The organism is Pseudescherichia vulneris (genome assembly GCF_902164725.1).
GTDB classification, from domain to species: Bacteria; Pseudomonadota; Gammaproteobacteria; order Enterobacterales; family Enterobacteriaceae; genus Pseudescherichia; species Pseudescherichia vulneris.
This window is the reverse complement of the sequence record NZ_LR607338.1, coordinates 3,845,520-3,868,113: the sequence shown is the minus strand read 5'-3', so window position 1 is coordinate 3,868,113 and position 22,594 is coordinate 3,845,520. Positions and strand designations below refer to the sequence as shown.

Annotated in this window: 22 protein-coding genes; 13 read left to right on the top strand and 9 right to left on the bottom strand. The window is 61.6% G+C overall.

Translation table 11 applies throughout. The features are described from left to right. Positions 1-3 precede the first annotated feature (3 nt). The 3 genes from FN633_RS16055 to uca all read left to right on the top strand — a co-directional run bounded on the left by FN633_RS16055 (position 4) and on the right by uca (position 5,147). Positions 4-732 carry an urea amidolyase associated protein UAAP1 gene (locus FN633_RS16055; protein ID WP_154058399.1) on the top strand — a complete coding sequence of 243 codons (729 nt, stop codon included), beginning with the start codon at positions 4-6 and terminating at the stop codon, positions 730-732. Positions 733-743: 11 nt separating this feature from the next. Further along, entirely contained in the window at positions 744-1,379 is a 636-nt protein-coding gene (locus FN633_RS16050; RefSeq protein ID WP_154058398.1) for an urea amidolyase associated protein UAAP2, read from the top strand. Between the two features lie 156 nt (positions 1,380-1,535). Further along, the gene (gene uca, locus FN633_RS16045) at positions 1,536-5,147 is read left to right on the top strand and encodes an urea carboxylase (RefSeq protein WP_154058397.1); all 3,612 of its coding nucleotides are present in this window, start codon (positions 1,536-1,538) and stop codon (positions 5,145-5,147) included. On the opposite strand, the gene FN633_RS16040 is transcribed toward uca, so the two are convergent. Continuing rightward, positions 5,144-6,334 carry an EAL and HDOD domain-containing protein gene (locus FN633_RS16040; RefSeq protein WP_243731510.1) on the bottom strand — a complete coding sequence of 397 codons (1,191 nt, stop codon included), beginning with the start codon at positions 6,332-6,334 and terminating at the stop codon, positions 5,144-5,146. The genes uca and FN633_RS16040 overlap by 4 nt on opposite strands. 315 nt (positions 6,335-6,649) lie before the next feature. After that, positions 6,650-6,886 carry a DUF2171 domain-containing protein gene (locus FN633_RS16035; protein ID WP_042387703.1) on the bottom strand — a complete coding sequence of 79 codons (237 nt, stop codon included), beginning with the start codon at positions 6,884-6,886 and terminating at the stop codon, positions 6,650-6,652. A 138-nt stretch (positions 6,887-7,024) separates the two neighbouring features. On the opposite strand from FN633_RS16035, the gene FN633_RS16030 reads away from it, so the two are divergent. Continuing rightward, positions 7,025-7,369 (top strand): nitrous oxide-stimulated promoter family protein, encoded by a 345-nt coding sequence (locus FN633_RS16030; RefSeq protein WP_042387701.1) that lies wholly within the window; start codon positions 7,025-7,027, stop codon positions 7,367-7,369. Position 7,370: 1 nt separating this feature from the next. Here FN633_RS16030 and flhA read toward each other — a convergent pair whose 3' ends face one another. The 6 genes from flhA to hypA all read right to left on the bottom strand — a co-directional run bounded on the left by flhA (position 7,371) and on the right by hypA (position 13,127). Further along, on the bottom strand, positions 7,371-9,437 hold the full coding sequence (gene flhA, locus FN633_RS16025; RefSeq protein WP_154058395.1) for a formate hydrogenlyase transcriptional activator FlhA: 2,067 nt from the start codon (positions 9,435-9,437) through the stop codon (positions 7,371-7,373). 72 nt (positions 9,438-9,509) lie between these two features. Further along, on the bottom strand, positions 9,510-10,520 hold the full coding sequence (gene hypE, locus FN633_RS16020; protein WP_154058394.1) for a hydrogenase expression/formation protein HypE: 1,011 nt from the start codon (positions 10,518-10,520) through the stop codon (positions 9,510-9,512). Further along, on the bottom strand, positions 10,517-11,638 hold the full coding sequence (hypD, locus tag FN633_RS16015; RefSeq protein WP_154058393.1) for a hydrogenase formation protein HypD: 1,122 nt from the start codon (positions 11,636-11,638) through the stop codon (positions 10,517-10,519). Before hypD ends, hypE begins: the two co-directional genes overlap by 4 nt. After that, positions 11,638-11,910: a HypC/HybG/HupF family hydrogenase formation chaperone gene (locus tag FN633_RS16010; protein ID WP_154058392.1), complete on the bottom strand. Its 273-nt coding sequence runs from the start codon at positions 11,908-11,910 to the stop codon at positions 11,638-11,640. The genes hypD and FN633_RS16010 overlap by 1 nt, the downstream gene beginning before the upstream one ends. Continuing rightward, positions 11,901-12,773, bottom strand: coding sequence for a hydrogenase nickel incorporation protein HypB (hypB, locus tag FN633_RS16005; RefSeq protein ID WP_154058391.1), 873 nt, complete (start codon positions 12,771-12,773; stop codon positions 11,901-11,903). The genes FN633_RS16010 and hypB overlap by 10 nt, the downstream gene beginning before the upstream one ends. Before the next feature lie 3 nt (positions 12,774-12,776). Continuing rightward, positions 12,777-13,127, bottom strand: a complete 351-nt coding sequence (gene hypA, locus FN633_RS16000) for a hydrogenase maturation nickel metallochaperone HypA (RefSeq protein WP_154058390.1) — start codon at positions 13,125-13,127, stop codon at positions 12,777-12,779. Positions 13,128-13,315: 188 nt separating this feature from the next. Here hypA and hycA point away from each other — a divergent pair, with 188 nt between their 5' ends. The 9 genes from hycA (at position 13,316) to hycI (ending at position 21,119) form a co-directional block, all read left to right on the top strand. After that, complete coding sequence (hycA, locus tag FN633_RS15995) at positions 13,316-13,783, top strand: formate hydrogenlyase regulator HycA (protein ID WP_154058389.1); 468 nt, start codon at positions 13,316-13,318, stop codon at positions 13,781-13,783. Between the two features lie 80 nt (positions 13,784-13,863). Continuing rightward, positions 13,864-14,469 (top strand): 4Fe-4S dicluster domain-containing protein, encoded by a 606-nt coding sequence (locus tag FN633_RS15990; RefSeq protein WP_154058388.1) that lies wholly within the window; start codon positions 13,864-13,866, stop codon positions 14,467-14,469. Continuing rightward, a complete protein-coding gene (gene hycC / locus FN633_RS15985) occupies positions 14,466-16,292 on the top strand; it encodes a formate hydrogenlyase subunit 3 (RefSeq protein WP_154058387.1) in 1,827 nt (608 codons plus the stop codon). Before FN633_RS15990 ends, hycC begins: the two co-directional genes overlap by 4 nt. Positions 16,293-16,294: 2 nt before the next feature. Beyond that, entirely contained in the window at positions 16,295-17,218 is a 924-nt protein-coding gene (locus tag FN633_RS15980) for a respiratory chain complex I subunit 1 family protein (protein ID WP_154058386.1), read from the top strand. A gap of 17 nt (positions 17,219-17,235) precedes the next feature. Continuing rightward, complete coding sequence (gene hycE / locus FN633_RS15975) at positions 17,236-18,945, top strand: formate hydrogenlyase subunit HycE (RefSeq protein ID WP_042388574.1); 1,710 nt, start codon at positions 17,236-17,238, stop codon at positions 18,943-18,945. Between the two features lie 9 nt (positions 18,946-18,954). After that, complete coding sequence (locus FN633_RS15970; protein ID WP_042387680.1) at positions 18,955-19,497, top strand: formate hydrogenlyase complex iron-sulfur subunit; 543 nt, start codon at positions 18,955-18,957, stop codon at positions 19,495-19,497. Beyond that, positions 19,497-20,264: an NADH-quinone oxidoreductase subunit B family protein gene (locus FN633_RS15965; protein WP_154058385.1), complete on the top strand. Its 768-nt coding sequence runs from the start codon at positions 19,497-19,499 to the stop codon at positions 20,262-20,264. The genes FN633_RS15970 and FN633_RS15965 overlap by 1 nt, the downstream gene beginning before the upstream one ends. Beyond that, positions 20,261-20,671 carry a formate hydrogenlyase maturation HycH family protein gene (locus FN633_RS15960; RefSeq protein ID WP_154058384.1) on the top strand — a complete coding sequence of 137 codons (411 nt, stop codon included), beginning with the start codon at positions 20,261-20,263 and terminating at the stop codon, positions 20,669-20,671. Before FN633_RS15965 ends, FN633_RS15960 begins: the two co-directional genes overlap by 4 nt. Next, the gene (gene hycI / locus FN633_RS15955) at positions 20,664-21,119 is read left to right on the top strand and encodes a hydrogenase maturation peptidase HycI (RefSeq protein ID WP_042387675.1); all 456 of its coding nucleotides are present in this window, start codon (positions 20,664-20,666) and stop codon (positions 21,117-21,119) included. Before FN633_RS15960 ends, hycI begins: the two co-directional genes overlap by 8 nt. Positions 21,120-21,158: 39 nt before the next feature. Here hycI and FN633_RS15950 read toward each other — a convergent pair whose 3' ends face one another. Next, positions 21,159-22,583 carry a 6-phospho-beta-glucosidase gene (locus FN633_RS15950; RefSeq protein WP_154058383.1) on the bottom strand — a complete coding sequence of 475 codons (1,425 nt, stop codon included), beginning with the start codon at positions 22,581-22,583 and terminating at the stop codon, positions 21,159-21,161. Positions 22,584-22,594 lie beyond the last annotated feature (11 nt).

Here is a 22,594-nt window from a genome sequence, read left to right as displayed (position 1 = left end):
TCGATGACGCACTCTCTGCATACCTCCACCGCCATTCGCGAGGAGACCGTTCCCGGCGGCGGTCACGCCTCTTTTATTCTCAAGCGTGGGCAGATCCTGCGCCTCACCGACAGCGAGGGCGGGGCGAACGTCAGCATGATGATGCTCAACGCTCACGAGAAGAGCGAGCGTCTGAACCTGCCGGATACCCTCAAGGGCCAGCACACCGCAAGGCTCACCGCCGGGCACTGCTTCTACTCCGACATGGGGCGCGTGCTGGCGGGCATCGTGGCGGATACCTGCGGCTGGCACGATCCCTTTGGCGGGGTGCTGAACGCCGAGGAGACCGCCGAGAAGTATGGTCAGGGTCGCTATCAGGAGCTGCGCAACGGCTTCTACCGCAACGGCATGGATAACCTGCTGGTGGAGATGGGCAAATGGGACCTCAATCTTGAGGATCTGCTGATGGTGGTGAACTTCTTCAGCAAGGTCAGCGTTGACGAGCAGGGGGCTTTTACCTTCCACAGCGGCTTCTCAACGCCGGGAAGCTATGTCGAGCTGTATGCGCCGATGAATACCTTGATCGTCCTGACCGCGCTGCCACACCCGATGGATCCGCAGCCCGAGTACGCTCCGCGTCCGGTGGCGCTGAGCTGGTTCGAGGCCACCGACAACGAGGCCGCCGTTAACGCGCTGCTGACCCGTCCCGAAAACGGTCGCGCTTTTACTAACACCCAGCTGTTTGCCCTGTAAGGAGCCGAAAAATGTCTCTTGTTGAAAGCCAAAAACATCCGGCAGAAGCGGTGTTTCGCCATACCATTCCGGCGGGTGAGCACTACCTGTTTGAAGTGAAGCAGGGGCAGACCCTGCGCCTGCACGATCTCGAAGGCAACCAGGCCATCGATACCCTGTTCTATAACGCCGATAACCCGCGCGAGCGCTACGATCCCCAGCGCACCCTGCGCCGTCAGAACAACGCCTACCTCACCACCGGAAGCGTGTTGTGGTCGGGGCTGGGCAATCCGCTGCTGACCATCGTGGCCGATACCTGTGGCCGCCACGACACCCTCGGCGGAGCCTGCGCCCAGGAGAGCAACACCGTGCGCTACTCGCTCGACAAACGCTACATGCACAGCTGCCGGGATAACTTTCTCTGCGCCTGTCTGCACGATGGTCGTCTGCACAAGCGCGATATCGGGGCCAACATCAACTTCTTTATGAACGTGCCGGTAACGCCGGAGGGCGGGCTGACCTTTGAGGACGGCATCTCCGCTGCGGGTAAGTACGTTGAGCTGCGCGCGGAGTGCAACGTCATCGTGCTGATCTCCAACTGCCCGCAGCTTAACAACCCGTGCAACGGCTGGAACCCGACCCCTGCGGAGGTGCTGGTATGGAACTGAGCCGCCTGCGCCTCGTACTCTACCGTCTGTTTGCTGTACGGGCCAATCGCCTGACGCTGGACAATAAGCCGCAGCAGTAACACCCTTTTCCCCCTGGACGACCAGGCGGCGAGATTATTCCCGGCGGGACGACCCGCCACGGTTCGGGTCTGGATCATGTTTACTAAATTACTCATTGCTAACCGGGGCGCTATCGCCTGCCGTATCCTGCGCACCCTGCGGGAGATGAACGTGAAAGGGGTGGCGGTTTGGTCGGAGTCCGACGCCAGCAGCCTGCATATTCGCGAAGCCGACGAGGCGATCAGCCTGGGCGAAGGCCCGGCGGCGCAAACCTACCTGCAGGTGGATAAGATCCTCGCCGCCGCCCAGGAGAGCGGGGCCCAGGCTATCCATCCCGGCTACGGCTTCCTGTCGGAAAATGCTGCTTTTGCCGACGCGTGCGAGGCCGCCGGGATTGCCTTCGTTGGCCCAACTCCCGAGCAGCTGCGCATCTTTGGCCTCAAACATACCGCTCGCGCGCTGGCGAAAAGCCACGGCGTGCCGCTGCTGGAAGGCACCGAGCTGCTGGCCGACGTCGCGGAAGCGCTGGTTGCGGCAGAAAGCGTCGGCTACCCGGTGATGCTCAAGAGCACGGCGGGGGGCGGTGGGATCGGAATGCGGGTCTGCTATAGCCCGACAGAGCTGGCGGAGGCCTTCGACGCGGTGCAGCGGCTGGGGAAAAATAACTTCAGCGATGCGGGCGTCTTTATTGAGAAGTACATCGAGCGTGCCCGCCATCTGGAGGTGCAGATCTTTGGCGACGGCGAAGGGGAGGTGATTGCTCTCGGCGTACGCGACTGCTCGGTGCAACGGCGTAACCAGAAGGTGCTGGAGGAGACTCCCGCCACCGCGCTGCCTGAGGGAATGGCCGAGGCGCTCTGCCAGGCGGCTATCGAGCTGGGCAAGGCGGTGAGCTACCGCAGCGCCGGCACGGTGGAGTTCGTTTACGACAGCAGCGCGCAGCAGTTCTACTTCCTGGAGGTCAACACCCGGTTGCAGGTCGAGCATGGCGTCACCGAGCAGGTGTGGGGCGTGGATCTGGTTCAGATGATGATCGCCCTGGCAGCAGGCGATCTGCCTCCGCTGGCGGAGATCGCGGCTGGCTTAAGCCCGCGCGGGCATGCGATCCAGGCCCGCGTTTATGCCGAGGATCCGGGCCGTGAGTTCCAGCCCTCGCCGGGCCTGCTGACCAACGTGAATTTTCCGCAGCAGGATCGCACTACGCTGCGGATCGACACCTGGGTAGAGTCGGGCTGCGAGGTACCGCCATTTTTCGATCCGCTGCTGGCCAAGATCATTACCTACGCCGCTACCCGCGACGAGGCGATCGATCGGCTGGATAGCGCGCTGGAAGAGACGCGCCTCTACGGCGTAGAGACTAACCGCCAGTACCTGGGGCAGATTTTGCGCGACGCGCCCTTTGCCAGCGGCCAGCCATGGACCCGCTGCCTTGAGAACCTGAGCTATCAGGCGGCGACGCTGGAGGTGATCAGCGCCGGGACGCAAACCACGGTGCAGGACTATCCGGGACGGCAGGGTTACTGGGCGGTGGGCGTGCCGCCATCTGGGCCAATGGACGATCGCGCGCTGCGCCTTGGCAACCGTCTGTTAGGCAATGCCGACGATGCGGCAGGGCTGGAGATCACCGTCAGCGGTCCGATCCTGAAGTTTAATACCGATGCGGTGGCGGTCGTCACCGGCGCAGCGATAAGCGTCGAACTGGACGGCCAGTCGCAGGCCATGAACTGTACTTTCTTCATTCGTGCTGGCACCACGCTAACCCTGGGAGATACCCTGGAGGCGGGCGTGCGCAGCTACCTCTGCCTGCGCGGCGGTCTCGACGTGCCGGACTATTTAGGCAGCAAGAGCACCTTTACCCTCGGCCAGTTTGGCGGTCACGCCGGGCGCGCTCTGCGCACCGGGGACGTGCTGCACCTTGCGCCGTTAACCGATACCCGCTGCGGCGCGGCCCTGCCTGCGGCGCTGCATACGTCCCTCGGGACGGTACGCGAGCTGCGGGTGATCTACGGCCCGCACGGCGCGCCAGAGTACTTTACGCCCGAGTGGATCCCGACCTTTTTTGCCACCGAGTGGGAGGTGCATTTCAACTCCAGCCGCACCGGCGTGCGTTTGATTGGCCCAAAACCGGAGTGGGCGCGCGACAGCGGCGGCGAGGCGGGGCTGCACCCCTCGAATATTCATGACAACCCTTATGCCATTGGCGCGGTGGACTTTACCGGCGATATGCCGGTGATCCTCGGCCCGGATGGCCCAAGCCTCGGCGGCTTTGTCTGCCCGGTGACGGTCATCGAGGCGGATCTCTGGCAGCTTGGCCAGCTTAACGCCGGGGATCGGGTGCGCTTCGTGCCGGTGGATATCGACACCGCCCGCCTGCTGGCGCAGGGGCGCAGCCAGGAGCTGGCTAGCCTGCAACCGGTGGCGATCAACTGGCAGATGCAGCCGCTCACCTCGCCGGTAGTCATGGAGACTGGGGCAGCGGACAAGCGGCTGGTGGCGCGGCTCTCTGGTGATACCCATCTGCTGCTGGAGATTGGCGATGCCGAGCTGGATCTGGTTTTGCGCTTTCGCGGCCACGCTCTGATGCAGGCCCTGGAGGCGCTGGCCCTTGACGGGGTGATTGACCTGACGCCCGGCATCCGCTCGCTACAGGTACACTATCAGCCGGAGGCGCTGACGCTATCGCACCTGCTGGCGATCGTACGCGAAGTGTGGCACTCGGTATGTCAGCAGGAGGATCTGCAGGTGCCGTCGCGTGTGGTCTGGCTGCCGCTGTCGTGGGACGATCCGGCCTGCCAGAAAGCCATCGACAAGTACATGACCACCGTACGCCGGGATGCGCCCTGGTGTCCAAGCAACCTGGAGTTTATCCGCCGCATCAACGATCTCGACAACATTGACGAGGTTTATCGCACGGTGTTTGACGCCAGCTATCTGGTGATGGGCCTGGGAGATGTCTATCTCGGCGCGCCGGTGGCGACGCCGCTCGATCCGCGCCACCGGCTGGTGACCACCAAATATAACCCGGCGCGTACCTGGACGGCGGAGAACTCGGTCGGGATCGGCGGGGCGTATCTCTGCGTCTACGGCATGGAGGGGCCGGGCGGGTATCAGTTCGTGGGACGCACGCTGCAGATGTGGAATCGCTATCATGCGGTCGAAGATTTCGGCGGTAAGCCGTGGCTGCTGCGCTTCTTCGACCAGATCCGTTTCTACCCGGTTTCTGCCGAAGAGCTGCTGACCATTCGCCGCGACTTCCCGCTCGGGCGCTATCCGCTGCGCATTGAGCAGAGCACGCTGCGGCTGGCGGAGTACCAGCAGTTTCTGGCCGAGGAGGCGACCAGCATTGACGCCTTCCGCCACCATCAGCAGGCGGCGTTTAATGCTGAAAGAGAGCGCTGGGTAGCCTCCGGCCAGGCGCACTTTGATAGCAACGACGCTATGCCGGAGCTGGGTGATGATGCGCCGCTTCAGGCGGGGCAGCGTGGCATCGACAGCCCCATTGCCGGTAATCTCTGGCAGGTGCTGGTCAAGCCGGGCGACAGGGTGAAGGAGGGGGACGTAATGGTGATCCTGGAGTCGATGAAGATGGAGATCCCGTTGCGGGCCACCTGCGATGGCATCGTGGATCAGGTTCGGGTGCAGCCGGGATCGTCGGTGCGGGCCGGGCAGTGCGTGGCGGTGGTTAACGCCGAGCGCGCCATGGTTTAGCGCACGCGGGCGCTCTTCGGCGGGCTGGCTTTCAACGGGGCGTTAACCGGCATCTCGTCGGCCCACTGGGTGGCTGAGGACATCATCTCAGCCACCATTCCGCGCGTCAGTCCCAGCCGGTAGGCATGCTGGCTGGCCTCCTCCCACTTCCGCTGTTCGTACAGCTCGGCCAAACCAACAAACTGGTGCAGCAGACCCCGGTGCTGTTGCAGGGCCATGCGAACGTCCTGAGAGATCACCACCTGGCCGATCAGCTCCTCCAGCGGGATCTCGAATACGGCGTCCAGCAGCGAGAAGAGTCCCACCATGAACGCGTCGTTGGCCGAGACCCTGCCACGCAGGCGGGCCGCCGCCAGCTCGCAAAACTTGGCGCGGATTAGGCTTTGATAGTAGGTTTCATTGGTTTTAACGTCTTTCATTGAGCTGAGGCAGGTGACCAGCACAAAGCGCCGCAGCTCTTTGGCCCCCAGATAAACCACAATATCCTTCAGCGAGTGGCTGCGCGTCCCCTTAATGCCCCGGGTGTTATAGAGAATGTTCTGCGCATAGCGCATCACCTTATAGGAGAGGGCGACGTCGTGCTTGAGCAGATCTTCGATACGCTGCAGGTTAGGCGCGTCGGAATTCACCTCCTGAATCAGATTCAAAGAGACGATATGGTTCTGCACCAGCTTATTGCTTTTGTAGACCACCGGCTTGCTAAAGAAATAGCCCTGGAACAGGGTAAAGCCGGCGTTTTTAAAGAGTTCGTATTCGTCAAAGGTTTCGATCTTTTCTGCCAGCAGCAGGGTATTTTTCAGCAGCGCCTCGCGGCACAGCAGATAGTCCTGTATTTCCGGCCAGCTATTTTCTCGAATATCAAATTTGATAATGCTGATGTAGGGAATAAAGATATCCCAGTCGCTGCTGAGAGAAAAATCATCCAGCGCAACGCGAAACCCTTGCTGATGCAGTCTTTTAATAGTGGCGAGTAGGGCCCCGGTCGGCTCGGCGGTTTCAAGGATCTCAATAACCACCCGATCTTTAGGCAGCGTTTCTGCCAGCCCCTGGAGCAGCAGTTCATAGGGAAAGTTAACAAACACCGTGCCCGACTCTTTCTGGCCGTCGCTGGGCGCACCAAAGAATTGCTCTTCGATGAGCTGGGCGGTAGCGTGTTCAGGTGAAACGTTGGGGAAACGATTAGCCATACTGTCCCGAAACAGGAGCTCATAGCCAAACGTCTGCAAATTTTCATCAAAAATCGCCTGTCTGGCGACAAAAGAAAACATTCTCTATCCTCACCCCAGCGCTTTAGCTTTTCACTATGCCGCGTAATGCGCGGGCTGACTAATACTTTTCACAAATTATCCCTTATTTGTAAAGTTTCGTCACAAAAAAAGTGTGTCTGTTTATCTTTTAAAAACAGTTGCTTGACAGGTGGGCTTATTTTTAGGAGTAAGAGATGGGCGGGAAAATAGAGCGCGCCGCTCAGACCAGAGGCCCGAACGGCGCAGAAACTGCAGTTACGCGGTCTGCCAGGAAGATTTTACTTCTTCCGAGTTCTTGTTGAGAACCACGTTGTTACCGTCAACTTTTTCTACCCAGCTTAGAGGGATATAGTGGTGCACACCGCCGGAAGCCGAATCACTTTTTGCCAGTTTGATCTTGTCTTCGCCTTCGAGGTGGTCAACGGTGCCAACGTGGGTACCACAGCTGGCGATAACCTGAGCGTGTTCACGAATTTCACTTTTATTAACCATACATCCTCCTTTGTTGTGATGAATTTTGAGTATAGTCAACGTTTTTAACTCTGTAGGGCAGAACAATCTGAACTCTTTGAGCCGCTCGTGCAGAAGATGTAATATGGATACCTCTTTCTCCTTCCAGGAGCGTCTTCTATGGCTGGCCCTCGCATCGCCCGTGAAAAACTCACTATCCGCAGGATGATTGCCCTCTATCAGCGCGGCGCGCCCGCTGCCTCCACGGAAGAGGGACACTACGATGCGCTCTTTGCCTATGCGGAAAAACGTCTGGATAAGTGCGTTTTTGGTGAGGAGAAGCCGGCCTGTAAGCAGTGCCCGGTACACTGCTACCAGCCGGCGAAGCGGGAAGAGATGAAGCAGATTATGCGCTGGGCCGGGCCGCGTATGCTGTGGCACCACCCGATCCTCACTGTGCGCCATCTGATTGACGATAAGCGCCCGGTGCCGCCGTTGCCCGAGAAGTATCAGCGCAAGAAATAATTTACCCCAACATCGTTTTGTCAATGCCTAACCGTTTCATGCGTGAGAGCAACGTGGTGCGCTTGAGGCCCAGACGCTGGGCGGCCCCTTTCGGCCCGGCGATGACGCCGTTGGTCTCTCGCAGCACCCGCAGGATCAGCTGCGTTTCTTCTTCACCGTCCTGGGCGACCGCTACCGGCGTGGTCGCGGCAACGGCAATCTCCGGCAGCGACAGCTGCAACACGCTGCCGCGCGTCAGCAGCACCGCCCGCTCAATCACGTTCTCCAGCTCGCGCACGTTGCCCGGCCACTCCATGCTGGAGAGGGTGCGCAGCGTTTCAGCAGGGATGCTGTCGATATTGCGTCCCAGCCGCCGGGCGATTTTAAAGGTGAAGGCCTTCACCAGCAGGGGGATATCCTCCGGACGCTCGCGCAGGGGTGGGATATGGATCGGGAAGACGTTGAGCCGGTAGTAGAGATCGCTGCGGAACTCGCGATCCTGCACCATCTGCCGGAGATCCCGATTGGTAGCGGCGATCAGCCGGACGTCGGTCTGGATCAGCTTGTTGCTGCCGAGGCGCTCAAACTCCTGCTCCTGCAACACGCGCAGCAGCTTGGGCTGCAGCTCCAGCGGCATATCGCCTACCTCGTCCAGGAAGAGCGAGCTTTTATCCGCCAGCTCAAAGCGTCCGATGCGCTGGGCGCTGGCCCCGGTAAAGGCCCCCCGCTCGTGACCAAAGAGATCGCTCTCCAGCAGTCCAGCAGGCATCGCCGCGCAGTTCATCTTGACCATCCGCCGCGTGTTGCGGCCGCTCAGGTTGTGGATCGCCCGGGCAATCAGCTCTTTGCCGGTGCCGGTCTCGCCAAGGATTAGCACCGTGCTGTTGCTCTGGGCCACCATCTCCACCTGCTTGAGGACGCTGAACATCGCCTCGCTGCGGCCGATGATCTCCCCGAACTCACCCTCGACGTTGTTTAGCTGTTCGGTCAGGGCGAGGTTCTCATCCACCAGCCGCTCCTTGAGGCGCTGGATCTCCTGGTAGGCAAGGGCGTTGTCGACGGCAATCGCCACCCGCTCGGCAATCTGGCGCAGCAGCTGCAAGTTGGCGGTGGTGAAGACCTTCTCCTCACACTGGGCCAGCTTAAGTACGCCCAGCAGATTGTCGCCGGACATCAGCGGCAGCAGGCAGAGCGTCTGGAGCTGATTGCCCCATGTTTCAAACAGCCGCCGCTCGTAGGGGGCCAGCCGGTCGCGCTCATGCAGGTTGAGCAGCAGCATCTCTTTGCTCTTAAATACCCGCTCGGAGAGGGTGCCAGCCTCGTCAACCTCGCTCTGCTCGTGCAGGGGCGCGCGCTCGTTGAGGTAGTGGGTGGAGTAGATGTTCAGCTTGCCCTTGCGGCTGCTGCGCAGCACGATGCTGATGGCGTCGATATCGAAATAGCGGTGGATCTCTTTGGCAATCTCACCCACCAGCTCGTCCATATCAAGGCGGGAGAGCACCGCGTTGGTGATGGCAACCAGAATGCGAAAGTTGTCGCGCTCGCGGCACAGGAGATCGTAGTCCGGGCCGCTGTCGACCCGGCTCTGGATCTGCTCCACCACCACGCCAACGATCTGGGTGAAGGTGTGCAGGCGCTCCATCTCCTGGGCGCTCCAGGGCCTGTCATCACGGCGGATAAACTCGCAGCCGCCGAAGATCTGCCCCTCTGCCGCCAGCGGCAGCAGTGCGTAGTGGCCAAAGGCGGGGTAGAGATGACTTTCCGCAAGCTGCGGCCAGGCCGCGCTAAAATCCTGGTAGCCGCAGTGCAGAGCCTGCGGGCGTGAGAGAATGCGGCGCACCGGGCCGTGGGCCAGGGCGGTTTCATCCTCATACGCCACGGGCATGCCGTCGGGGCCAGAGGCGTAGTAGCTAGCCCGACGATCGCCGGCGCGCCAGAGAACAATTCCGGCGCGATCCGTCAGCGCCGCCTCCCTGACCAGCCCGGACAGGGTTTGTGCCAGCGCGGCGAGATCCGGCTGCTGTAATAGAGTCCGGGTGACATCGAACAGCCCCTGCTGTCCGAGATCGCCCATCGGTGTATTCGACATTGTGATAATCCAGAAAGGCACCGAACGGGGTGCCAAAAGCCTAATCGTTTTTTATCTTACCTGCAAAATGCCTTAGCAAATGCGCGGCAGGGGTTCAGAATGGGGGAGATCTAGGGTGCGCTTCACGCCGTAAAGACCACTCAGCCGTACCCCTTTTCGGGCCACGACCTCACCAATAATTGCCGCATCACCACCCAGCGGATGCTGGCGCAGCCGTTCAACCGCAGCTTCGGCGGCCTGACGCTCGGCAACAATCACCAGCTTGCCCTCGTTGGCAAAGTTGAGGGCGTCAAGGCCCAGCAGCTCGCACACGCCGCGCACGGCGGGCTTCACCGGCAGGCTGGCCTCGTTAAGCTCAATGCCGCAGCCGCTGCTGGCGGCAAACTCATGCACTACCGCGTTGACGCCGCCGCGCGTGGCGTCGCGCAGGGCCTTAATGCCGTCAATAGCGCGTAGGGACTGGATCAGCGGCGTGAGCACAGCACAGTCACTTACCAGCTCGCCGTCCAGCCCGAGCTGCTCGCGCAGGTTGAGAATGGTCGCGCCGTGGCAGCCCAGCGTGCCGCTTACCAGCACGACGTCCCCCGGCAGCAGCGCCTGCGCGCGCCAGTTCAGCCCGGTGGGAATTGCGCCGATGCCTGCGGTGTTAATAAACAGCTTATCCGCCGCCCCGCGCTGCACCACCTTGGTGTCGCCGGTGACGATGGCGATATCTGCCGCCTTCGCCGTGGCCGCCATGCTGTTGACCACCGCCTGCAGAGTCGCCATCGGCAGCCCCTCCTCAAGGATAAAGCCGCAGGAGAGATAGCGCGGGATCGCGCCGCTGACCGCAATATCGTTAGCGGTACCGCACACCGCCAGTTTGCCGATATCGCCCCCTGGAAAGAAGAGCGGATCGATCACATAGCTATCGGTGGAGAAGGCCAGCCGATCGCCGCCCGCCGCCAGCTCAGTAAGATCGAGACGGGCTTGATCCTCCTGTTCTGCCAGCCAGGGGTTATCAAAGGCCTGCATGAACAGGGCGTTAATCAGCTGCTGCATCGCCTGGCCTCCGCTGCCGTGGGCCATTTGCACCGTACTCATACTTCACACTCCTGGGCGCGATAGTGATACCAGGCGGCGCACGCCCCTTCTGAAGAGACCATCAGCGCGCCGAAGGCGGTTTGTGGGTTGCAGGTTTGACCAAATAGCGGGCACTGGTGCGGCTTACAACGCCCCGTCAACACCTCGCCGCAGCGGGCGCGCGGATCGTCGTAGGTCTGCTGCGGACGGAGCTGAAAATGCGTTTCGGCATCGAAGCGCCGGAATGCATCGCTGAGACGCACTCCGGAGTGGGCAATCACGCCCAGCCCACGCCACTCACTTTCGCCCTCAACGGTAAACACCCTGGCGATAGCCTGCTGCGCCAGCGGATTGCCGTTGTCGGGCACCACCCGCCGGTATTGGTTCTCTACCCGGCTACAGGCTGCTATTTTCTGCTCAACCAGCATCATCACGCCTTGCAGTAGATCAAGTGGTTCGAATCCAGCCACCACTAATGGACGCTGAAACTCATCGGCGATGAAGCCGTAGGCCGCCGTGCCGGTCACCATGCTGACGTGGCCGGGGGCCAAAAAGGCGTCGATGCTGTTATCCGGCTGCTCCAGCAGGCTGCGCAGCGTGGGGCCGAGGGTAATATGCTGGCAAAAGAAGAAGAAGTTGGTGAGGTTGCGGGCGCGGGCCTGCTCCAGGGTCACAGCGGTGGCGGGCATGGTGGTCTCAAATCCTAGCCCAAAAAAGACCACCTTGCGATCGGGATTGGCCTCCGCAAGCTTCAGCGCATCCATCGGTGAATAGACCATGCGCACGTCGGCCCCGCGTGATTTCGCCACCAGCAGCGAGCCATTTTTTCCCGGAACGCGAATGGCGTCGCCAAAGGTACAGAAGATCACCTCCGGACGGCTGGCAATCTCCACGCAGGCGTCGATGCGCCCCATCGGCAGGACGCAGACCGGGCAGCCGGGACCGTGAATAAATTCGATATTCTCCGGCAGCAGCTGGTCGAGGCCAAACTTAAAGATAGCGTGCGTATGTCCCCCGCACACCTCCATAATCCGCAGCGGGCGCGCCGGGGTGTAGTCGAGACGGTGGGCGCGGTCGCATAAGCGTTCAAGCAGCTGCATCACCGCCTCTGGGGCACGGTACTCATCAACGAAGCGCATCAGGCATTCTCCCCATACAGCAGCGCGCCGACGTCTGGCTCGACCTCAAACATATTTTGCAGCGCCGCCAGGGTGTCGCGGGCCTCGGCTTCGTCGATCACGCTCATGGCAAAGCCGACGTGGACCAGCACCCACTGGCCGAGGCGGGAGCAGCCGGACTCATCCACGCTGCCCACCAGGGTCAAATCGACGTCGCGCTGAATGCCGCACACTTCAACCTTCGCCTGTAGCCCGTCGATGGCGCTGATCTGTCCTGGGACGCCTATGCACATGGCTGCGCCTCCAGCCAGGCCAGCCACTGGTCCATGCCTTCGCCGCTGGTGGCGGAGAGCTGAATAATCTCAATGTCCGGGTTCACTGCCCTGGCGCTGGCGAGGCATTTTTCCACATCAAAGTGGAGGTAGGGCAGCAGGTCGATTTTGTTGAGCAGCATCAGTGAGGCGGCGGCAAACATATGCGGATATTTGAGCGGCTTGTCTTCGCCTTCGGTGACCGACAGCACCGCCACCTTATGGCGTTCGCCAAGATCGAAGCTGGCCGGGCAGACCAGGTTGCCAACGTTTTCGATAAACAGGATCCCGCCGTTGGCCAGCGGCAGGCGCGGGGCGGCGTCGGCGATCATCTGCGCGTCCAGATGGCAGCCTTTGCCGGTATTGACCTGAATGGCCGGGGTGCCGGTGGCGCGAATGCGTGCTGCGTCGTTGACAGTCTGCTGATCGCCCTCGATCACCGCACAGGGAACGTTACCTTTCAGGCGCAGCAGCGTTTCGCTCAGCAGGGTGGTTTTACCCGCGCCGGGGCTGGAGACCAGATTAAGCACCAGCTGCTGCTTCGCGGCAAAGCGGGCGCGGTTGCGGGCCGCAAGGTGATTGTTTTTGGCTAAGACGTCGATCTCGATCTCCAGCATCCGCCGCTGGCTCATGCCCGGTGCATGGGTTCCGGCAACGCCGTGGCCGTAGTGGAGATCGCCTTCCGGCGTCCGGGCGGGGGTAAAGGATGACGTTTTCACCCCGGTAATAGCCTGGCCGCTGCGCTGGGCAGGGGCGAAGGGGGCGCTGCGAAATGGCGAGTGGGGGCGGTGCTCATCGCCCTCTATATAGAGATTGCCTTCGCCGCAGCCGCAGGTACTACACATAGTCTACTCCTGTTCAATTTCGAGTCGCTGGATCTGCAGGCCGTCGTCGGCCACGATCTGCAACATGTTGCTCTGGCACTGGGGACAGCGCCGCACCCGCTGGCTCAGCAGGGTCACATACTGCTGGCAGTTTTCGCACCAGCACTCCGCCTGCTGCTCGTCGATATGCAGCGTGCAGCCTTCCGCCAGCGTGCCCCGACATACCAGTTCAAAGCAGAAGGTGAGGGCGCTGCTCTCTACACAGGAGAACGCGCCTATCTTCAGCCATACGCCGGTCACCCGCCGTGCGCCGTGCGCCGCCGCCTGCTGCTCAATAAGCTCCAGCGCCCGCTGGCATAGGGTTATTTCGTGCATAGGGCCTCCCGTTATTCACAGCGCCAATAATGCAATAACGGTGCCAGCCAACGAAAACGACGTTACTGACGATGTCGACGCTGACGAAATGACACTGCCATTCAATTAATTTCATTAAAAATCAAATAGTTAAAAAATGGCATGGAAAGTGCTATATGGGCTGGTCACAACTAACCGGGTAATCTGAAATGACCATTTGGGAAATTAGCGAAAAAGCTGACTTCATTGCCGAACGGCACCATCGCCTGCAAGAGGAGTGGCAGGCTTACTGCAACTCGCTGGTGCAGGGCATTACGCTCTCCAAAGCCCACCTGCATCACGGCATGTACTGCGCGCCGGAGCGGGATCTCTGCTTTGTGCTGTTCGAACACTTCCTTATTACCGTCGCCCTGGCGGACGGCTTTAACAGCCACACCATCCACTATCTGGTGGAGAGCAAAAACGGCGGCGAGCAGCTACTGATTGCCGAGGCCCAGCTGGCGCAGGATGGCCGCATCGATGGCCGGATCAACAATCGCGACCGCGCCCAGGTGTTGGAGCACTACTTAGAGAAGATCGGTCCAGTTTACAACGGCCTGTATTCAGCCATTCAGCAGGACACGCCGGTAGATCTCCGCCAGCTCGTCAATCAATCCGCCCAGGCCTCGGTGGCCTGAATGCCTGCCGTGTCGAGGAGTGTCGAAATGACAGGCCGTCGGCACGATTTCGTCAAAAATGACCACCTGAGGAGTGTCCGGTGAATCGTTTTGTTATTGCTGACGCCACGCTCTGTATCGGCTGCCACACCTGTGAAGCCGCCTGCTCAGAGACGCACCGCCAGCACGGGCTGCAATCGATGCCCCGCCTGAGCGTGATGCGCAGCGCGAAAGAGTCTGCCCCGCAGCTTTGTCACCACTGTGAGGATGCGCCCTGCGCCGGGGTCTGCCCGGTCAACGCTATCAATCGCGTGGACGGCGCGGTACAGCTCAATGAGAGCCTGTGCGTGAGCTGCAAGCTGTGCGCAATCGCCTGTCCTTTCGGCGCGATTGAGATGAGCGGCAGCCGTCCGCTGCATATTCCGGCTAACGCCAACTCACCGAAAGCGCCTCCCGCGCCGCCTGCCCCTGCTCGCGTCAGCTCCCTGCTCGACTGGGTGCCTGGCATACGCGCCGTAGCGGTGAAGTGCGATCTCTGTGACTTCGATGAGGGCGGCCCGGCCTGCATCCGCACCTGCCCAACCGGCGCACTGCGGATGGTGAATTCGCTGGATATCGCCCGGGCCAGCAAACGCAAGCGCGAGCTGACCCTCAACGGCGACTATGGCGACCTCTCGCTGCTCAACCTGCAAGGAGGCGCGAAATGAGCGCATTTATGCTGATCGACCTGGCCGTCCTGCTGTTTGTTGCAGCGGCGGTGCTGGCGTTGCTTTTTTCGTTTCATCGCGGCTTAAGCGGCCTGCTGGCCGGTGTTGGCGGAGCGGTGGCCTGCGGAATGGTGATCGCCGTGGCTGCCGGGCTGTTAACCGGCAGAACCGCAAGCGGGGAGAGCGCCGTGCTTTACCTGCCTCAGCTGATCCGCCTGACGCCGCTCAACGCCGTCTGGCTGCTGGCGATCGCCCTGCCGGGGTTTTTTATCAGCCTCTATAACGTGGCGTGGCACCGACATGCGCAGGTGAAGGTTAACGGCCTGCTGGTCAATCTGCTGATGGCGGCGGCGGTCTGCACTATCGTCGCCAGCGATCTGCTTACCCTGGTGGTGATGGCAGAGATCATGGCGCTGTGCGGCGCGTTTCTTACCGGCTGCGCGCAGTCCGGCAAGCTGTGGTTTACCCTGGGCCGCATCGGAACGCTGCTGCTGGCTGCGGCCTGCTGGCTGCTGTGGCAGCGCTACGGCACGCTGGAGATTACTGGCCTCGCGGCGCGCTTCGTTGATGAGGGGCCGGGAACGGCGGTCTGGCTGCTCTGGCTGGTGGGATTCGGCATGCTGGCGGGAATTATCCCCTTGCACGGCTGGGTACCGCAGGCGCATGCCGGGGCCGATGCCCCTGCCGCCGCGCTCTTCTCCGGCGTGGTGATGAAGGTCGGGCTGTTTGGTCTCTTTGTCCTGCCGCTGCTGGCCGGGCAGGCCATGCCGCTGTGGTGGGGCCTCGGCCTGCTGCTGCTCGGGGCGGTAACCGCGTTTGTCGGCGGCCTCTATGCCCTGATGGAGCACAACATCCAGCGCCTGCTGGCGTACCACACCCTGGAAAATATCGGCATTATTCTGCTGGGCCTCGGCGCAGGCCTGACCGGGGTCGCCCTCGGCCAACCGGCGCTGATTGCGCTGGGCCTGGTGGGTGGGCTCTATCACCTGATCAACCACAGCCTGTTTAAAACCCTGCTGCTGCTGGGCGCGGGCAGCGTCTGGTTCACTACCGGCCATCGCGATATTGAGAAGCTCGGCGGCATCGGTAAACGGATGCCGGTTATCTCTCTGATGATGCTGGTGGGGCTGATGGCGATGGCCGGGCTGCCGCCGCTGAACGGCTTTGCCGGTGAGTGGGTGATCTACCAGGGCTTCTTCGCCTTAAGCGGCAGCAACCTCTTTATCGCCCGCCTGCTCGGCCCGCTGCTGGCGGTGGGGCTGGCGATCACCGGTGCGCTGGCGGTGATGTGTATGGCCAAGGTTTACGGCGTCACTTTCCTTGGCGCACCGCGTACGCCGGAAGCCGCCAATGCCCGCCGCGCGCCGTGGCTAATGACCGCTTCGGTCGTCGGGCTGGCTGTGTGCTGTCTCATCGGCGGCGTCGCTTCGCCGTGGCTGCTGCCGCTGCTCTCCGCCGCGGTGCCGTTACCGCTCACTACCACAAGCGTCGTTTCCCAGCCGATGATTGCCCTGCTGCTGATCGCCTGTCCGCTGCTGCCGTTCATCATCATGATGCTGTTCAAAGGTCACCGCCTGCCGTCGCGCTCGCGTGGTGCGGCCTGGGCGTGCGGCTACGAGCATGAACAGTCGATGGTGATCACCGCGCACGGGTTCGCAATGCCAGTGAAAGAGGCCTTTGCGCCGGTGCTCGACCTGCGTAAGCGGCTCAACCCGGTGGCGCTGATGCCGGTCTGGCAGCGTGCTGCTCCGGCGCTGGTTCGTCGCCTGGCGCTGGTCGAGCTGGCGGTGCTGGTGGTTATTGTTATTTCACGAGGAGCCTGAACATGAGCGTTCTCTATCCGTTACTTCAGGCGCTGGTGCTCTTTGCCTTTGCGCCGCTGCTGTCCGGGATAAGCCGCGTGGCCCGTGCCCGCCTGCATAACCGCCGTGGGCCAGGGGTACTGCAAGAGTACCGGGATCTGATCAAGCTGCTGGGGCGTCAGAGCGTCGCCCCGGCGGATGCCAGCTGGGTATTCCGCCTGATGCCCTTTGTGATGATCGGCGTGATGCTGACCATCGCCACCGCGCTGCCGGTGGTGACCGTGGCCTCCCCGCTGCCGGCGCTAGGGGATCTCATCACCCTGATCTACCTCTTTGCCATTGCCCGCTTCTTCTTTGCCATCGCCGGGCTCGATACCGGCAGCCCCTTTACCGGCCTCGGAGCCAGCCGTGAGGCGATGCTCGGCGTATTAGTAGAGCCGATCCTTCTTCTCGGCCTGTGGGTCGTGGCGCTGGTGGCGGGCTCGACCCACATCAGCACCATGACCGCCACGCTTTGGTCCTGGCCCGCTGGGCACAGCATTCCGCTGCTGCTGGCCCTCTGCGCCTGCGCCTTCGCCACCTTTATCGAAATGGGCAAGCTGCCGTTCGATCTCGCCGAAGCCGAGCAGGAGCTGCAGGAGGGCCCGCTGACCGAGTACAGCGGCTACGGTTTTGCCCTGCTGAAGTGGGGCATCAGCCTCAAGCAGCTGGTGGTATTGCAGCTTTTTGTCGGCCTCTTCCTGCCGTGGGGGCAGATGGTGACCTTTAGCGCGGGCGGCCTGCTGCTGGCGCTGGTGGTGGCCGTCGTCAAGCTGGTGCTTGGCGTGCTGGTGATTGCCCTGTTTGAGAACAGTATGGCGCGGCTGCGCTTCTGCGCGACCTCCCGCGTAACCTGGGCCGGGTTTGGCTTTGCATTTTTAGCCTTCGTCTCCTTGCTGGCGGCGTGATGAAAGAGAATTTGAACATGTCTGAAGAAAAATTGGGTCAGCACTACCTGGCGGCGCTGCATCAGGCCATTCCCGGCGCGGTGCTGGATGAGGCCTGGCAGACCCGCGATCAGCTGACCATTACCGTAAAGGTGAACGCCCTGCCAGAGGTGGTGGAGTATCTCTACTACCAGCAGGGAGGCTGGCTGTCGGTGCTGTTTGGCAACGACGAGCGCCAGCTCTGCGGCCGCTATGCCGTCTACTACGTGCTGTCGATGGAGCAGGGGACCAAGTGCTGGATCACCGTGCGCGTCGAGGTTGATGCCAATACGCTGGAGTTCCCGTCGGTCACGCCGCGCGTGCCTGCCGCCGTCTGGGGCGAGCGTGAGGTACGTGATATGTATGGCCTGATCCCGGTTGGCCTGCCGGACGAGCGTCGTCTGGTGCTGCCGGACGACTGGCCGGATGAACTCTATCCGCTGCGTAAAGACAGCATGGACTATCGCCAGCGCCCCGCGCCGACCACCGACAGCGAAACCTACGAGTTCATTAACGAACTGGGCAGCAAAAAGAACAACGTGGTGCCGATTGGCCCGCTGCACGTCACCTCTGATGAACCGGGCCATTTCCGCCTGTTTGTCGATGGCGAAAATATTATCGACGCCGACTACCGTCTCTTCTACGTCCATCGCGGCATGGAGAAGCTGGCGGAGACCCGCATGGGCTACAACGAGGTGACCTTCCTGTCGGATCGCGTCTGCGGGATCTGTGGCTTCGCCCACAGTACCGCCTACACCACCTCGGTGGAGAACGCGATGGGCATCGTGGTGCCGGAGCGCGCCCAGATGATCCGCGCCATTCTGCTGGAGGTGGAGCGTCTGCATAGCCACCTGCTTAACCTCGGCCTGGCCTGCCACTTCGTCGGCTTCGACTCCGGCTTTATGCAGTTCTTCCGCGTGCGTGAGACCTCCATGAAGATGGCGGAGATCCTCACCGGGGCACGTAAAACCTACGGCCTGAACCTGATCGGCGGCATTCGTCGCGACATGCTGAAGGATGACATGATCCAGACCCGGCAGCTTGCTCGCCAGATGCGCCGCGACGTGCAGGAGCTGGTCGATGTCCTGATGAGCACGCCGAATATTGAGCAGCGTACGGTAGGGATTGGCCGTCTCGATCCGCAGATCGCCCGCGACTTCAGCAACGTCGGCCCGATGGTGCGCGCCAGCGGCCACGCTCGGGATACCCGCGCCGATCACCCCTTTGTCGGCTACGGCCTGCTGCCGGTAGAGGTGCACAGCGAGCAGGGCTGCGACGTTATCTCCCGCCTCAAGGTGCGCATCAACGAGGTGCTCACCGCCCTGAATATGATCGAGTTCGGGCTGGATAACCTGCCCGGTGGCCCGCTGATGGTGGAGGGCTTCACCTATATCCCTAACCGCTTCGCCCTTGGCTTTGCCGAAGCGCCGCGCGGGGATGATATCCACTGGAGCATGACCGGGGATAACCAGAAGCTCTACCGCTGGCGCTGCCGGGCGGCGACCTACGCCAACTGGCCGACCCTGCGCTATATGCTGCGCGGCAATACCGTCTCCGATGCGCCGCTGATCATCGGCAGCCTCGACCCCTGCTACTCCTGCACCGACCGTATGACGGTAGTGGACGTACGCAAGAAGAAGAGCAAGGTCGTGCCTTACAAAGAGCTTGAGCGCTACGGCATTGAGCGTAAAAACTCGCCGCTGAAATAAGGAGTCGTCATGTTTACCTTTATCAAAAAAGTGATCAAGACCGGCACGCCCACCGCGTCCTATCCGCTTGCGCCTATTGAGGTGGATAAGCACTTTCGCGGCAAGCCGCAGCACGATCCCCGCCAGTGCATTGGCTGCGCGGCCTGCGTCAACGCCTGCCCCTCGAATGCCTTATCGGTAGAGACCCTGCTGGCGAGCAGCGAGCAGGCCTGGCAGTTTAACCTTGGGCGCTGCATCTTCTGCGGACGCTGCGAGGAGGTCTGCCCCACGGCGGCGATTACCCTCTCCCAGGAGTACGAGCTGGCGGTGTGGAAGAAAGAGGATTTTTTACAGCAGTCGCGCTTTGACCTGTGCCACTGCCGCGTTTGCGAGCGGCCTTTTGCGGTGCAGAAAGAGATCGACTACGCCATTGCGCTGCTGGCGCATAACGGCGACAGCCGGGCGGAACATCATCGCGAAGGCTTCGAAACCTGTCCAGCATGCAAGCGGCAGAAGTGCCTGGTGTCGTCCGATCGCATTGAACTTACCCGCCATATGCAGGAGGCCAGCTGATGAGCAATTTACTGGGACCGCGCGATGCCAACGGCATTCCCGTGCCGATGACGGTGGAGGAGTCCATCGCCAGCATGAAGGCGTCGCTGCTGAAAAAGATCAAGCGCTCGGCCTACGTCTACCGCGTCGACTGCGGGGGCTGCAACGGCTGTGAAATCGAAATCTTCGCTACCCTGACGCCGCTGTTTGACGCCGAACGCTTCGGCATCAAGGTTGTGCCCTCTCCGCGTCACGCCGACATTCTGCTGTTTACCGGGGCGGTGACCCGAGCGATGCGCTCCCCGGCGCTGCGGGCCTGGCAGTCGGCTCCCGATCCGAAAATCTGCATCTCCTACGGTGCGTGCGGCAATAGCGGCGGCATCTTCCACGATCTCTACTGCGTCTGGGGCGGCACCGACAAAATCGTCCCGGTGGATGTCTACATTCCCGGCTGCCCGCCGACGCCCGCCGCGACGCTCTACGGCTTTGCGATGGCGCTGGGGCTGCTGGAGCAGAAAATTCACGCTCGCCTGCCGGGAGAAGAGGATAACCAGCCTGCGGCGCTGCTGCATGAGGATATCGTCCAGCCCCTGCGGGTGCGTGTCGATCGCGAGGCGCGGCGGCTGGCGGGCTACCGCTATGGGCGCGAGATCGCTGATGACTACCTGCGCCTGCGGGCGCTGGGTGAGAGCCAGGTAGCGCGCTGGCTGGCGGCAGAAGATGACCCGCGCCTGAACGAAATTGTGGCGCACCTTAACGCCGTCGTCGATGAGGCGCGGATCTCATGAGTGAATCCGTGGTCTTCAGCCAGCTGAGCCGAAAGTTTATCGATGAGAACGACGCCACGCCCGCCGAGGCGCAGCAGGTGGTCTACTACAGCCTCGCCATCGGTCACCACTTAGGGGTAATCGACTGCCTGGAGGCGGCGCTGACCTGCCCGTGGGACGACTACCTGGCGTGGATCGCCACCCTGGAGGAGGGGAGCACTGCCCGGCGCAAGATGGCGGGCGTGCCGAAGTATGGCGAGATCGTCATCGACCATTCGCATATCGCGATGCTGGCAAGCGCCTTTGACCGGGCGCTGGCGGTTCAGACTCCGCAGCAGCAGACGTGGAGCCGCGTACTGCTCAGTCTGCTGCATGACATTTATCAGGAAAGCGCCATCTATCTGATGGTGAGGAGAGTCCGTGACTGACGTTTTACTCTGCGTAGGCAATAGCATGATGGGTGACGATGGCGCAGGCCCACTGCTGGCGGAAATGTGCGCCGCCCGGCAGCCGGGCACGTGGCAGGTCATTGACGGCGGCAGCGCACCGGAGAATGACGTGGTGGCGATCCGCGAGCTGCGTCCAGATCGCCTGTTGATCGTCGACGCCACCGACATGGGGTTAAACCCCGGCGAGATCCGTATTGTCGATCCCGACGACATTGCCGATCTGTTTATGATGACCACCCACAATATGCCCCTGAACTATCTGGTGGATCAGCTCAAAGAGGATGTGGGGGAGGTGATCTTCCTTGGCATCCAGCCGGATATCGTCGGCTTCTACTACCCGATGACGCCGCCGGTTAAAGAGGCAGTGGAAACGGTGTATCAGCGGCTTGACGGCTGGCAGGGGCAGGGAGGGTTTGCGGCGCTGTAGGATAACGCCCGGTGGCGCTGCGCTTACCGGGCCTACAAGCTAGTCTAAATCGGCTCCGTTGCTGGCGATCACCTTCTTATACCACCAGAACGACTTCTTGCGGACGCGGTCCAGCGTGCCGTTGCCCTGGTCGTCGCGGTCGACGTAGACAAAGCCGTAGCGCTTGCTCATCTCTCCCGTTGAGGCCGCCACCAGATCGATGCAGCCCCATGAGGTGTAGCCGAGCAGGGGAATGCCGTCCGCCACCGCCTCGCCCATGGCACGAATATGCTCCCGCAGATAGCTGATGCGGTAGTCGTCGTTAATCTCGCCGTTAGCATCGAACTCATCCCGCGCCCCCAGCCCGTTTTCCACCAGGAACAGCGGCTTCTGGTAGCGGTCATACATCATGTTCATGGTGATACGCAGGCCGAGAGGATCGATACCCCAGCCCCACTCGCTGGCCTCGATGTAGGGGTTTTTTAGTGACTTAACAACGTTAGCCGCGCTGGTGTTGCCCGCGTTCATCTCCGCCGAGGCGCAGCGGGAGGCGTAGTAGCTGAACGACACAAAATCGACGGTGTGCTTAAGGATCTCCTCGTCACCGGGCAGGATCTCAATAGCGATCCCCTTCTCGCGGAACATGCGCCCCGTCCACGCCGGATAAGCCCCGCGCGCCTGAACGTCAATAAAGAACAGGTTTTCGCGATCCTTCTCCAGCGCCGCCCAGACGTCCTCTGGCTTGCAGGAGTAGGGGTAGAAGTTGCCGCCCGCCAGCATACAGCCGACCTGGTTGTTCGGGTTCACCTCGTGAGCAATCTGAGTGGCCAGCGCGCTGGCGATCAGCTCGTGGTGCGCCGCCTGATACTTGACCCACTCCGGGTTCTCACCCTCCTCGAACACCAGCCCAGCGCCCGAGTAGGGGCTGTGCAGCATGATGTTAATCTCATTGAAGGTCAGCCAGTACTTCACCAGCCCGTCAAACGCCTCGAAGCAGGTGCGAGCGTAGCGGGTGAAGAACTCCACCATCTTACGGTTACGCCAGGAGCCATACTCGCGCACCAGATGCATCGGCACATCGAAGTGGCATAGGGTCACCAGCGGCTCGATGTTGTACTTCCGGCACTCCTCAAATACTGCCCTGTAGAAGGCGATCCCGTCGGCGTTGGGCGTCAGCTCGTCGCCGTTGGGGTAGAGGCGCGCCCAGGCGATGGAGGTGCGAAATACGGTGAAGCCCATCTCCGCCATCAGGGCGATATCTTCCCGGTAGCGATGATAGAAATCGATCGCCTCATGGCTGGGGTAGAACTCATCGTCGCGCAGGGTAAAGCGCTTCTCCAGGCCCAGCTTGACCGGCAGACGGTTTGCGCCGTGCGGAATGGTATCAACGGTGGTCAGCCCCTTGCCGCCTTCGCGATACGCCCCCTCCGACTGGTTGGCGGCCAGTGCGCCGCCCCATAAAAATCCCTCTGGAAATACAGACATAGTTTACCTCT